The 13101-nt window shown below is 46.1% G+C and carries 9 protein-coding genes and 2 pseudogenes; 8 read left to right on the top strand and 3 right to left on the bottom strand.

From position 1 onward, the window contains the following. Nucleotides 1-79: 79 nt before the first annotated feature. Nucleotides 80-1672, bottom strand: a complete 1593-nt coding sequence (locus KGF65_RS00925; RefSeq protein WP_105924245.1) for an L-lactate permease — start codon at nucleotides 1670-1672, stop codon at nucleotides 80-82. 33 nt (nucleotides 1673-1705) lie between these two features. Beyond that, nucleotides 1706-3044 (bottom strand): annotated as a pseudogene (locus KGF65_RS00920) (hypothetical protein). Between the two features lie 557 nt (nucleotides 3045-3601). Here KGF65_RS00920 and KGF65_RS00915 point away from each other — a divergent pair. The 7 genes from KGF65_RS00915 to KGF65_RS00885 all read left to right on the top strand — a co-directional run bounded on the left by KGF65_RS00915 (nucleotide 3602) and on the right by KGF65_RS00885 (nucleotide 11024). Beyond that, the gene (locus tag KGF65_RS00915; protein ID WP_105924247.1) at nucleotides 3602-4303 is read left to right on the top strand and encodes a 2-C-methyl-D-erythritol 4-phosphate cytidylyltransferase; all 702 of its coding nucleotides are present in this window, start codon (nucleotides 3602-3604) and stop codon (nucleotides 4301-4303) included. Nucleotide 4304: 1 nt separating this feature from the next. Beyond that, the gene (locus KGF65_RS00910; protein ID WP_088769495.1) at nucleotides 4305-5330 is read left to right on the top strand and encodes a ribitol-5-phosphate dehydrogenase; all 1026 of its coding nucleotides are present in this window, start codon (nucleotides 4305-4307) and stop codon (nucleotides 5328-5330) included. Further along, entirely contained in the window at nucleotides 5318-6430 is a 1113-nt protein-coding gene (locus tag KGF65_RS00905) for a CDP-glycerol glycerophosphotransferase family protein (protein ID WP_216747989.1), read from the top strand. The genes KGF65_RS00910 and KGF65_RS00905 overlap by 13 nt, the downstream gene beginning before the upstream one ends. Nucleotides 6431-6455: 25 nt before the next feature. Continuing rightward, nucleotides 6456-8354 carry a CDP-glycerol glycerophosphotransferase family protein gene (locus tag KGF65_RS00900; RefSeq protein WP_101873462.1) on the top strand — a complete coding sequence of 633 codons (1899 nt, stop codon included), beginning with the start codon at nucleotides 6456-6458 and terminating at the stop codon, nucleotides 8352-8354. Between the two features lie 92 nt (nucleotides 8355-8446). Next, nucleotides 8447-8974 carry a GNAT family N-acetyltransferase gene (locus tag KGF65_RS00895; protein WP_101873461.1) on the top strand — a complete coding sequence of 176 codons (528 nt, stop codon included), beginning with the start codon at nucleotides 8447-8449 and terminating at the stop codon, nucleotides 8972-8974. 165 nt (nucleotides 8975-9139) lie between these two features. Beyond that, entirely contained in the window at nucleotides 9140-9577 is a 438-nt protein-coding gene (locus tag KGF65_RS00890; protein ID WP_101873460.1) for a MarR family winged helix-turn-helix transcriptional regulator, read from the top strand. A gap of 94 nt (nucleotides 9578-9671) precedes the next feature. Continuing rightward, nucleotides 9672-11024 carry an NAD(P)/FAD-dependent oxidoreductase gene (locus tag KGF65_RS00885; protein ID WP_216747990.1) on the top strand — a complete coding sequence of 451 codons (1353 nt, stop codon included), beginning with the start codon at nucleotides 9672-9674 and terminating at the stop codon, nucleotides 11022-11024. A gap of 129 nt (nucleotides 11025-11153) precedes the next feature. Here KGF65_RS00885 and KGF65_RS00880 read toward each other — a convergent pair whose 3' ends face one another. Beyond that, complete coding sequence (locus tag KGF65_RS00880) at nucleotides 11154-11579, bottom strand: hypothetical protein (RefSeq protein ID WP_101873458.1); 426 nt, start codon at nucleotides 11577-11579, stop codon at nucleotides 11154-11156. 204 nt (nucleotides 11580-11783) lie between these two features. Between KGF65_RS00880 and KGF65_RS17365 the strand changes: the two are divergent. After that, a pseudogene (locus KGF65_RS17365) lies at nucleotides 11784-13082 on the top strand (glycosyltransferase family 2 protein). Nucleotides 13083-13101 lie beyond the last annotated feature (19 nt).

The following is a 13101-nucleotide window of genomic DNA, read 5'->3' as shown; positions in this document are numbered from 1 at the left end:
ATTTTAGGCTAAACGTCGGTAAAAATAAAGACACGCGGATGACTGACGGTCAACGCATGTCTAACAAGTGAGCAATGGATCAAACTAGAAGGTTAATGAGAACAAGACCAGCCATGCCGATTAACAGCGCATACCCGAGTCCTGGTAACAACGTTTTACGAAGAATCGCACCTTCCTGGCCACTGAGGCCGACGACTGAACTTACGGCAACAATATTGTGGACGCAGATCATGTTACCGGCAGCCGCACCGACCAATTGCGCGGCTAAGATCACGGTCGTACTTAAGTTGGCATTGGCTGCGATGTCGGCTTGAATCTGGGCAAACGTCAACGTGGAGACCGTGGTACTCCCAGTAACGAACGCGCCCAGTTGGCCGAGAAATGGCGCCATGATAATCCAGACACCTGCGAGGTATTTGGCCACAAACTTGGCAATGTACATCGGCATGCTGGGTAGCGCTGCCTGATTCAGGCCTGAATTAGTAAAGACCTGGACCATGATCAAGGTGACGCCCAATGCAATCGCGGTGTTGCCCATTGACCGAACGACGGTACTGGCAGTTGGCAGCAAGGGCTTTAGTGAGCGGGCTTGTACTAGTAAGCCAATGATGGCGGCAATTGCCAAAATCGTTCCGGGTGAATATAACAGTTCCCAATCCGAATTGATTTGACTGTAGCCTAAGATATTCGTCCAAGACAGGTTGAAATAGTGGGTCATCGCCGTCTTTAACGGCGCCAAGACCCGACTAGCGAGTAGTAACAGCACCACTAGTAAATACGGAAACCAAGCCGTGACCAGGCTCATCTGATGTTTTGCAGCTGGCTGTGGAGCGTTGCCATCCGTGCGCCACGGGGCAGTTTGAACCGTTTTTGGTAACAACCACCTGAACCGAATCGTGACGATGGCGACCACTAAAGTGCCCAGTGGTGCGATGATCGAAACAAATTCATAACCAATCAGCCAAACGGTCAGTAGTGCCAAACAACTATATACAAAGCCGATGACTAACGCCCATGGTAAGGTAGCCAGCCACTGCTTGAAACGGTGCTCCTTAGGGCCGAACCAGAGAATCAAAATTAAAATCAGCACTGCCGGCATTAAGGCTCCCACGAATAAATCGAGTTGTGTGATTCGTAAGCCAATTGCGTTGAGCAGGCTCGTTTTTTCAGTCACGTTGCTGAGCCCAACGGTCAAAGGCGTGCCGACCGCACCGAACGCAGCCGGAGTCGAGTCTGCAACCAATGCTAAAATCACCGCTGCCATTGGTGAAAAGCCCAAAGCAATTAGTAGCGGCGCGGTGACCATGGCCGGTGTCCCAAAGCCGGAAACCCCTTCAATCAACCCGCCAAACAGGAAGGCGACCAAGACCGTTTGAAGCCGCATATCCGCTGACAAGGCTTGAAAGCCCTGATTAATACGATCAATAGCCCCAGTGGCCCGTAGACAATTTAGCATTAACAATGCACCGAATAAAATCCATAAAATCGGTAACGCTTTATGAATCGCTTGTAAAATCGAAGCGGTGATCACCATTGGACTGAGATGCCAGAAGAAATAGCCAGTCACGATCACAACCAACGCACTGAGACTCATCCCACGCGTTGCAGATAAATTGAGTCCACCGAGTAAAATCAGTGGCAGAATAATGGCTGCACTAGCAACAAGAATCATGGACGGAAAACCTCCTTTTTACGATAATCACGCTTACTCACGCTTGAAGTAGCGTTGTCCGTAGAGCGTAATCAGGGAGACAACCAGTGAAATTACAGCAAGTGGCCAGACCATGCCGACCAAGTAAGTTGTTTTCAACGCAACCGAACTGGGATTGAAAAAGCGCATCAGGTTTAAATGTTTGAGACTACTAGTAATAACCAATAGACCGAAGAAGCACAACTGACATAGCAAGCCGCCATAGGTTGAGAACCGGTATTTATGAATGATAGCCAAATCGGGGTCATCAACCTCGGCGGCATAGACACTGGTGTTGATGGCTGGGTTTTCAAACCCGACATACAGTGGAATCAAGAGTAGGCCGAGCACATACAACACGGGTTGTGCCGTGACGACTAACACATGGCCCAGAATCAGGCCGATGCGTGCCAACCGGGTGGCCTGCTGCGAATCGTGGTGAGCTAGAGCTTGGTAGAGCGGGTGTCCCGTTTCGAAGCCTAATAAATAAATGGCAAACACTAAATACATTCCCCAGCTTACCGAAGACAAATACGCCGAAGAAACTATTGAATAGTAAAACGAAGCTCAACAGAAAACCGCGATTCACGATCCGTAGCTTGTTTGCGGGCATCGCTTGCCAGTCAGCAGCCAATTCTAGGTTGAGTAAAATAATGGCGAAAACAATAATCGCGAGTACGGCCGGTAACGCGATCTGAATCGTCGCTTTCCGGAGCAGCGTCAAGAGACCAATTACGGCAAAGAAGATGATGAAGACTGCCACGCGCCACGGTTTAATCGGTCGAGCGTCGGCAGCCTGATGGTCGTTGTAAAAGGCTAATGAGAAACGGCTGAGTAGCCGACCAGCGGGTAACGCAATAATGAATAACAATGCGAGAATCGCAAAAGCTAGGCGATAGCCCCAACCGAGCGCAAAATCTAGACCAAATAATACACCGAGTGCCGCAAAAATCAACCAGTAGAACCGTTTGAGCTTAAAATCTGTTTGTTGTGACAAGTGGAGCTTGATAGTTAGAAAGTAGGGCCAAATGTTGGCGGATGTGTAGCCTAAAAATAGGGCGCCAATCAGAACAATCACTAAATTAGCGGTCAAACAAAACAGTAGGCTACCGATCGCACCGAGCCAAAGACAAATCAGCAGGTAACTGCTAGCTTTAAGATTCAAATGCTTGGTGCCAAAAACACTAGCAGCCCGTGCCACATAAAAGACGACGATGGCCGCCAAGTAATTGGCATTGTGGGTCTGCTGATACTTAAACAGAATCAAAACATAGGGCAGGACAATGCCGACGTTTGCCAGGAAATTCAGGGTGGCGACGGAGAAGTCCAGTCCAGAGTGTCGTATACGAGTCAAAAATAATCACAACCATTTCGTTAGTTTTCTAGGGCTAGTATACCAATTAATAACAGTTAATGCTGATATTAAGGCATGCTTGTGAATTTTAATAAATTGATATAAGTATAGCCGTTGAGATTGTATCAATATAATTATGTAAAGTGTTACTTTAACTAATCGCTTGAACAAAAAACGTCTCTAAGCACAGACCTAAGTGTACGCATTCCATTGCATATCTGAGCTCAACCGTTCATAATAATGATAACAGAAAGTCAATTAACTAACAGTGCAACTCAAGCATACCACTAATGACAAAGTGAGGAAACATTACTAATTCTTTATGAATTGCCCCTTGTCTGTGTGGTCTGAATTGTACTAGATTAGAGATGTTATGGAATTAGACGTATCGATTTTCAAAATTGTTAATAACCATTTTATTTCAACTTGCTAAAGGTTCCGACATGCGCATTCCGAACGTTGGAAATCGATGGTTATTACAATTATGTTCATAGAAAATCCATAATTTATGTTTATAATTGCCAAATAATACGTACCATGAATGGAGTAATGTTGATATGATTTATGCACAGATTTTAGCTGGTGGTAAGGGAACCCGAATGGGAAATGTTCCAATGCCAAAACAATTTTTGACCTTGGCAGACAAGCCAATTCTAATTCATACCATCGAAAAGTTCGTCTTAGAATCGCGATTTGATGCAATCTTGGTCGTTTGTCCAGCTGACTGGTTAAGTCACACGCAGGACTTGATTAAAAAGTACATCTCAGACGAGCGGGTGCACGTCGTCACTGGTGGTTCTGAACGCAATGAAACGCTGATGAAGGGCATTGAATATATTCAGAAAAATTATGGCTCACACGATGATGATATTGTGGTTACTCACGATGCCGTGCGCCCATTTATCACCCAACGAATCATTAATGACAATATTGAAGCCGCACTGAAGCATGCTGCAGTGGATACCGTCGTACCCGCAATCGATACGATCGTTCAAGGAACGGAAGGTAAAATTGACGATATTCCAGTTCGCTCGACGATGTATCAGGGTCAGACGCCACAAAGTTTTAACATTAAGACCTTAGTTAACTCATATAACGCCTTGACTGATGCTCAAAAGGCAACACTATCAGATTCGTGCAAGATTTGTTTGTTGGCCGGCGAAGAAGTAACGATGGTGCGCGGCGAAAACTATAACTTTAAGATCACCACGCCTTATGATTTGCGGGTTGCATCCGCTTTAGTAGAAACGAGGGACTAGTATGTTAAATCAAGTTTATCGATTAGTAGATCCTCGCCAGATTGAAGTTCAGACCGTCGCGGAAGAAATTACTGATAATGATATTGTGGTACGGCCAAAGTATTTATCCGTTTGTCATGCGGACACGCGCTATTTTACTGGGCAGCGGCCACAAGCGACGTTACGACAAAAACTACCGATGGCTTTGATTCATGAAGGCGTTGGCGAAGTGGTCAAGGATCCCCAAAATAAATTCAAGCCGGGGACGCTAGTGGCGATGGTGCCTAATACGCCTTTTGAAACGGACCCAATTATCAAAGAAAACTACTTACCAACGTCGAAGTTCCGTTCCAGTGGCTATGATGGCTTTATGCAAGAGTATGTGAGTCTCCATCGCGACCGGGCAATCGTCGTACCAGACAACTTTGATCACCAAATGTCAGCTTTCATTGAAATGGTTTCAGTTGGCGTGCACGCGTTGACCCAGCTTGAAGCTGTCATGGATGCGGACCGCAAGATCATTGGCATCTGGGGTGACGGTAACCTCGGCTTTATCACGGCCACGTTAGTCAAACAGATCTTTCCAGACAGTCAGTTGATGATTTTTGGCCGTCACCGTTCCAAGCTGGATTACTTCTCATTTGCGGACAAGACCTACTTAGTCGACGATATTCCAAGCGACTTACAAGTTAGTCAGGCCCTGGAATGTACTGGTGGTCGCGGTAGTGAATCAGCAATTGCCCAAATCATTCAGCACATTCGTCCAATGGGAACAGCCATTTTAATGGGTGTTTCCGAAGATCCAGTTGGCATCGATACGCGCTCCGTTTTAGCAGAAGGCTTGACGCTACGTGGCGTAAGTCGGAGCGGTCGCGCTGATTTCCAGCGGGCCATCGATATTTTGACTAAGAGCCCAGTTACCCGTGAACGGCTGCAGAACTTGGTCGGCTTCACGCGCAAGGTCAGCACGATTCAGGATATAACCGATTTCTTTGAAGGCGCCCTAACCAACTATTGGGGCAAGGCGGTGATGGAGTGGGACGTTTAAATTTAAAAACGTTAAAGCTATTATTGCTACGAGCTGGTTTCAATGGCTTATATCAACTATTCTATTGGTTGGGCGGCCCCAAGCAACATCGGGTCACATTTGCCACGATGCGGAGTCCTGAACTCACAGATAATCTTAAAGTCCTACATGCTAAGTTCGTGGAAGACAGTGACATGGATTTGAAAGTTTTCTGCTATCACTATGATCGGACGCTAAAAAGCAAAATTGGCTTTTTATTGGCGTCAGTTCAAGCCTTACGACTGTTGGCCCGCTCTGAAATGTTTATCATCGATGATTATTTTTTCCCACTGTATGCGATTAATAAACATCCCAATAATCAGGTCGTTCAACTGTGGCACGCCATCGGCTCATTAAAACACTTCGGACTCAGCTTGCCGACCGCTGATGATAGCGTCATCAAGCCGCATACCAATTATGATTGGGTGTTTATCAACTCAGAAGTGGATAAACCGGCTTACGTGGCGGCTTTTGATATTCAGCCGGACCATGTGCTTGCGACGGGTGAGCCAATGATGGATGCGTTGATGGCGCAACGTCCAGAACCACATGCTGGGGCCAAACGCTTGCTGTACTCACCGACTTATCGGCCAGATGCAAATGGTGAGGCACAAGTGTTACACTATATACATGAGTTGATTACGGCTAGTGAACAGCTTAAACAACCATGGGAAATTTACGTCTCTTTGCATCCATACCTCAGCTTGCCTGAGTGGCAGTTGCCCAAGAATGTGCATATTTTCCAAGATGCCACACGGGTTAAGCAGTTGATGCCGACGATTGATGTGTTTGTGACCGACTATTCGTCATTGTCGCTTAATTTTAGTTATTTTGAGCGGCCAATTTTTCTATTTACGCCTGATTATGAGCAGTATATGGCCAAAAATGGCTTTTACGTCGATTATTATCACTATCTCGGGGCACCACACTTTGATGAGGCCGGTGCGCTCATAAGCTTCATTGCGCATGATTTGGACCAACTCGACTTGAGCTATGTTCACGAGTTAAAGCAAAAGACATTTCCACATCAGGACGGACACAACGCCCAACGAGTGTTTCAATTCTTAATGAAACAACTCTAATTATCTAGTAGGGAGCGCATAATTTATGTTACAACGATTAAAACGAATCGCGCGGCGTGTCGTTTATGGCCGGCGGGGACCGGTTCAACCTCAGGAACAACCAACGACCGAATCAACGGAGCTATCACGTGATGCGCTTGAATTCATGAACTCGCAACGAATCGCAAAAGATGCGGAATCGTTAATCAAACGGCAGGTGACCAAGCTGGACTTTAATAGTTCCTTCTTGGTCATCGAAGGTGCCGCTTGGTTTGAGAAGTATCCAGAAAAAGATGCAGAACGAATCGTCAAGAGCTTGATTTTAATTAATGATCAAGGCGATGAGATTGCCGTGCCATTAGTCAATACCACCGTCGACCGGCCGGATTTTCCGGCATCGGGTTATCACGGTGAAATCAATTTCTCAACGATTTCAGATGGCAAACCATTAGTTCCTGGGACGTATGAAATGAAGCTACAGTTGGAACAATACCTTGGTAACGGTTGGCTCATTCGACGGACCACGATCGGGCAAATCGTCGATATTCATCAAGATTTAAACTACACCACTAAGATGACGAGTTATTCTGCCAAGAGTAACAAGTCATACAGCTTGATTTTCCGGTATAGTTTGGCCTCACAAGCGTTAAAGGTCACCTCATACAAACTGAGTGACGTTAATCCGCTTGAAAATGAATTTGATGATACGGTTGGGCTTGAGAGTGCGGCGATGCGGGCAATCAAACGTCGGGCGTTAAAAGCCTGGTATCGCTGGTATAGTTTACAACCGATCCATAAGAAGCAAATCTCATTTGTGTCGGATAGTCGGGTCACGATTTCTGGAAACTTTGAGTTCATTTACCAGGAACTCAAACGCCGCAATACCGACTTCAAGATTTCCTTTTACTTAAAGCCAAGCATCAAGACTAAGAAGACTTGGAAGGAAGTTCGGACGTTAGCCAAAGCGCTCGCGACCAGTCGCTATGTGATTCTCGATGATTTTTATCCGCTCGTTTATCCGTTGCGAATCCGCGAAAATGCCGACTTAATTCAAGTTTGGCATGCCGTTGGGGCGTTTAAGACCTTTGGCTATAGTCGTCTAGGTATGCCAGGTGGTCCCAAGATTCAGTCACTTAATCATCGTAACTACACTGAAGCGCTGGTCTCATCGCACAATATCGCGGATAAGTATGCTGAAGGATTCGGGATTTCGATTGATAAAATCGCACCGTTGGGGATTCCGCGGACCGATATTTTCTTCGACGAGCCTAAGAAACAGGCGATTCGCGAACGCTTAGAAGACGACTTGCCATTCATTAAGGGTAAGAAAGTGATCCTTTTTGCACCAACGTTCCGTGGTAACGGTCAACAATCGGCTTACTATCCATTTGAAATGTTGAATTTCAAAGAAATATACGAAGCCCTGCATGAGGATTATGTCTTCCTATTGAAGATTCATCCGTTCGTGCAAAACAAACCGACACTTCCATACGAGTATTCAGACTTTTACTACGATGTCTCAGATTACCGCGAAATCAATGACTTGTTATTAGTCGCTGACCAGTTGATCACGGACTATTCATCCGTTTGTTTCGAATATGCCTTACTCAAACGACCGATGATTTTCTTTGCGCCTGATTTAGCCGACTACATGCAGTCCCGGAGTTTCTACTTCAACTACTTTGACTTCATTCCAGGTAGTTTAGCCGAAAACACCGGTGATTTGATCCAGCAGTTGAAGCATCCGAAAATTGATCAGGCCAAGCTCGATGGTTTCGTCGACTTCTTCTTTGATGATTTAGATGGTCGTTCAACGGCGCGCTTTGTCGATGCACTTGAGAACAACTTTGAAGATCCAAATGCAGCTGAACTTGAAAATGCTGATGGTTTGGCTATCAGTGAAGATGGTAAGATTATTCCAGAATGGGGTAAGAAAGCCAAGTAACTTAACAACAACCCAGATGTGCGGTATGATAATTGTCATGCGCAACTTCTGGGTTGCTTTTTTATGACCAATTGAGAGAGAGGACTAATCACATGAGCCAAGTTACAATTACACCAATAACCGTCGCTGACGCACCAACGTTACAGCAAATTAGTATCGAGACCTTCCAAGATACCTTTGGCGCACAGAACACTGCTGCTAACATGCAGGCCTACCTGCAGCAAGCCTACCAATTAAACACACTTGAGACGGAACTAGCCAATCCTCATTCCAGTTTCTTCTTCATTGGCCAGGATAATGAAATCATGGGCTATCTGAAGCTAAATACTGATGATGCCCAGTCGGAAGCGATGGGAGAGGATACACTCGAAGTGGAGCGGATCTACATTCGTCCGGGTTATCAGCATCGGGGACTCGGTCGCCAATTGATGCAGTTTGCACTGACAACGGCCAAGCAGGCAGGTAAGCAACGAATTTGGCTGGGTGTTTGGGAACACAATGAACCCGCCAAACGTTTTTATGCCAAATGGGGCTTCCGCCAATTCAGCGCACACGATTTTGTGATGGGCACTGATTGGCAAACGGATTTATTGATGATCAGACCTGTGGACGAAGTATAATTGGGTCTAGCAATTAATTAAGTTGTTATGGCCAATCAACCGTCACAACAGCTATCGTTAACTTAATTAGATTTAAAGTGTCCTAAGCATAAAAGCGCCTTGCTTTTTGCCGTTAGGGCGCTTATACTAATAATCAATCGCACACGATTGAAAGGAGCACCGACAATGACACCTGAGATTGAGCTAGCTAACCAATTATGTTTTAGTATTTACAATGCTAATCGTTTATTCAACAAGTTTTACGTTGAAGCGTTGGCGCCATTCAAACTGACCTATGCACAGTATCTCGTGTTAATGGCTTTGTGGGAGCATGACGACCAGTCGCTGCATGAGCTTGGGACGGTATTGCGGCTAAGCAGTAATACATTGACACCACTGCTGCGACGCATGGACGATGCCGGTTGGTTATGGCGCGAGCGTCCAGCCAATGACCACCGCCAACTCATTATCCATTTGACTGAGCAGGGCAAGACCCAGCGCCAGGCAATCGAGACCGCCATCGCAACTTGTATTGGACGTTATCACTTAACCAGTGACGAGTATCAGCAAGCATTAGCGCTAAATCAAAAGATCGTTGATACCTTGTCGCAAGATTTGGCCTAAGGGGCCATTTTTATTGGTCGTTTCAATCGTGCACGACCGTTTATTTAACTGTTTATTCTAATTAATGCTTCACTAATTCAAGGAGGAACCGGATATGGCAAATTTTGACACAATTTTTATTGGTAGTGGTCACGCAACATGGCATGCAGCAGTCACGTTGGCACAGGCAAAGCGAAAGGTAGCCATCATTGAAGCGGACACAATTGCCGGGACGTGTACGAATTTTGGCTGTGATGCCAAGATTCTGTTAGATGGGCCATTCGAACTAACTGAACAACTCAAACAATACCAAGGCATCGGGGTCAACGAGACACCTAAAATTGACTGGTCACAATTAATGGCCTATAAACAAAGTGTGATCAAGCCATTGTCGACTCAGATGACGGCAATTTTCAAGCAACTCGGTATTACTGTCATTACTGGTCGTGGTGAACTGACTGATGCTCACACGGTACAAGTCGCTGGAACTGACTATACTGCGGATACGATTGTACTCGGAACAGGGCAACGTCCCGCACAGCTAGCGATTCCTGGTGCTGGGTTAATGCTAGATAGTCGCGACTTTTTAGATTTAGAAACGATGCCTAAACGCCTGACTTTCATTGGTGCTGGTATTATCTCGTTGGAATTTGCTGATATGGCGGTCTTACTCGGCTCAGAGGTCCACATCATCGAATTTGCACCGAGCGCCTTGCACGCATTTTATCAAGATCACGTTCAAAAGCTGATTACGCACCTTGAACAAGCGGGCGTCCAATTCCACTTCGATGAAGCCTTACAGTCGGTATCAAAATCCGCTACTGGGCTGACCGCAACTACTGCTAACGGCTTAACGATTGAAAGTGACGCCATTGTTGGCGCGACCGGAAGAATCCCGAATGTTGAACACCTTGGGCTTGAGAAAGTTGGTATTCAAACTGACCGTCACGGTATTATTGTCGACGACCATCTGCGGACAAATGTACCGAACATCTATGCTAGTGGTGATGTGATTAGTAAGATGCTACCAAAATTAACACCAACAGCAACTTTTGAATCTAACTACATTGCCGGCCAATTGCTAGGGGCCACCGCTGCGATTGATTATCCAGTCATCCCATCGGTCGTCTTCACGATGCCGCGGTTGGCACAAGTCGGGGTTTCAGTCGCCACGGCACAGGCCGATCCGGATACTTACCATGTCCAAGCCTTACCATACGGCCAAGTACTCGCCTTTCAATATCAAAATGAGACTGAAGCTAATCTTGAATTAGTCTTTGACCAAGAAAACTACTTGGTCGGGGCCGCTATTTACGGTAACGGCGCACCAGATTTAATTAACCTGTTGACGATGCTGATTACCGACCGTGTGACGGCTGAAACGCTAAGTCAAAAAGTGTTCGCCTTTCCGAGTGCATCAGTTGGCATTATTGATATGTTGACACCATTACTGCATCGCGAGCACTAAATCGCTTTAGACCGTTTTGCACTAAGCGGAGCAACTGGTATGACACGAAAAGCTTAGTGATAACTTCATGTTAATGACAAAAGCAGCGCCTTCCATGATGGAGCGCTGCTTTTTTGGCCGTTAGAATAATCAAGAATGGACATTTTTATGCCCAGGATAATCAAATGCAAGTTGGACTAAGAGCTGCAATCCAGCGGCCGCAACCCAGATGACCAACCAAATGAAGCTGATCCAATTGATCCAAGCCGCATGAGTAAAGAGGTTAATGAGGAGTAGCCAGTTCATACCAAACAGCCAACCACAAAGACTCGTTTGGATTGGCCGCACCCAGTTTAGTGGTGGCTGTGGTCGGAGTGGTGCAATGATAATTAGTGTTGCAGGTATCAGCGCACTCTCGATGAGCGCCCCGTAATGTTGGGGGTCGGCTTGCCAGGCACTGATGCCGAAAATACCGTAATGAATGGGAATCACATTCAATAGTTGTGCGCGCCACAAGTAGAGTCCAAGTGGTTGGAGCACCAGCAAGATAAATAAACCGGCAATTAGCTTACGCATCTAATCACTGCTTTCTTATTAGTTAATAACGTCATTTTATCAGGCTATCAACTAACTGACTACCGTATTATTGTAAACTTCACGTAAAAACGCTGTAAAATCCGACTATGATTTGTTCACTATGTTTTCATAACGAGAATAATGGGAAAATATGAAAATAGTGCGTATAATACCGATTTAATAAAGGTATTTGGGGGGATTGCAATGATTTTAATCACGCTTGCCATGACGATTTCGGTCATGTTCTATCTTTATTTTTTAATCAATCTGGGGTTGATCAACCATTATCGGGAGCCGACCCGCGTCTATCTCAAAGGCCCAACCCCGTATCAGCTCTTTTTGATTATCCCGGTTCTGAATGAAGAGCGCGTCATTGGCAAAACCGTGGCCCAGCTCTCTAATGCACTCGATCAATTACCGGCATCCATCCATGCCCAGTTAATCGCAGTGGATGATGATTCTAGCGACCACAGTTTATTGATGCTGACTCAATCGCAGTCACCGTATTTGCAAGTTTTACACCGTGCCGCCAACGAACAGGCGGGGAAGGGGGCGGTCTTAAATACGGCCGTGCAGTACATTCACCGGACGTTGGCAACAGATGTTGACCCGCGCAAAACCGTCATTGGTGTACTGGATGCCGACGCATTTATGAACGCTTCGGATTTGACCCGGGTGGTTGCTCGTTTTGAATAAGACGCTCGGTTAGCAATGCTCCAAACGAGTGTTAGTATCTATAACCAGCCCAATTGGCTCACCAAGATGCAAAATTTTGAATTCATGGGCGTTAATAATGCGACGCAACAACTTCGGAATCGCCTCGGACAAGGCATCGCATCGGGAAATGGCCAATTTGTACGCTTTGATTTGGCTTTAAAAAACCCGTGGGGCGATCGGTTGCTTGAAGATTTGGAGTATACCCTGCGAACCTGGCTGTTAGGCGGGACGCGAACTGAATTTGACCACACACTAGTCGTCCAACAAGAGGCCGTCGAACAGCTCAAACCATTTTTCCGGCAACGGGTTCGCTGGTGTCAGGGCGCCGTGCAGTGTATGCACTACTTACCAGCGCTCTGGCGGTCACCATACTTGAATGGCTTTCAAAAAGTCGATACGAGCATCTGGATTTTAATGCCTATCACTGGTTGTATCGTCCCAGTGACCAGTTTAGTGACACTGACCATTTTGATTCAGCGTAGTCTGGTCCATTGGCAAGCTGGGTGGCACCATCTCGCCATCAGCACACTGGTCATGATTGCGTTAGCCGCTTGTTGCGTGCTAGCCGCGCTTTATCAGCGTAACTGTACGACCGTTCATCAGCCAATGTCCTTAGCGCTCGCCATTCGTGAAGCGTTAAGCTTTCAAGCATTCTTATTAATTATTAGCCTCACGCCATACGTTGCGATTTATCGGCAACTGCGCGGACAGACCGCTTGGGCCAAAACTCATCACGGGACGGTGATTCGACCACGCAAATACGCTGGACTTAAACGGTCGTATTAACGATAGGAAGGAATCGACT

It is taken from the genome of Lactiplantibacillus sp. 30.2.29 (assembly GCF_018991255.1).
Taxonomy (GTDB): Bacteria; Bacillota; Bacilli; order Lactobacillales; family Lactobacillaceae; genus Lactiplantibacillus; species Lactiplantibacillus pentosus.
The sequence above is the reverse complement of the archived record's forward strand: the minus strand, read 5'-3'. Positions and strand labels throughout refer to the sequence as shown.

Coding starts and splice junctions, on each gene's coding strand:
- KGF65_RS00900 (WP_101873462.1), top strand. CDS start 6,456: ATGTTACAACGATTAAAACGAATCGCGCGGCGTGTCGTTTATGGCCGG.
- KGF65_RS00910 (WP_088769495.1), top strand. CDS start 4,305: ATGTTAAATCAAGTTTATCGATTAGTAGATCCTCGCCAGATTGAAGTT.
- KGF65_RS00885 (WP_216747990.1), top strand. CDS start 9,672: ATGGCAAATTTTGACACAATTTTTATTGGTAGTGGTCACGCAACATGG.
- KGF65_RS00925 (WP_105924245.1), bottom strand. CDS start 1,672: ATGATTCTTGTTGCTAGTGCAGCCATTATTCTGCCACTGATTTTACTC.
- KGF65_RS00895 (WP_101873461.1), top strand. CDS start 8,447: ATGAGCCAAGTTACAATTACACCAATAACCGTCGCTGACGCACCAACG.
- KGF65_RS00880 (WP_101873458.1), bottom strand. CDS start 11,579: ATGCGTAAGCTAATTGCCGGTTTATTTATCTTGCTGGTGCTCCAACCA.
- KGF65_RS00890 (WP_101873460.1), top strand. CDS start 9,140: ATGACACCTGAGATTGAGCTAGCTAACCAATTATGTTTTAGTATTTAC.
- KGF65_RS00915 (WP_105924247.1), top strand. CDS start 3,602: ATGATTTATGCACAGATTTTAGCTGGTGGTAAGGGAACCCGAATGGGA.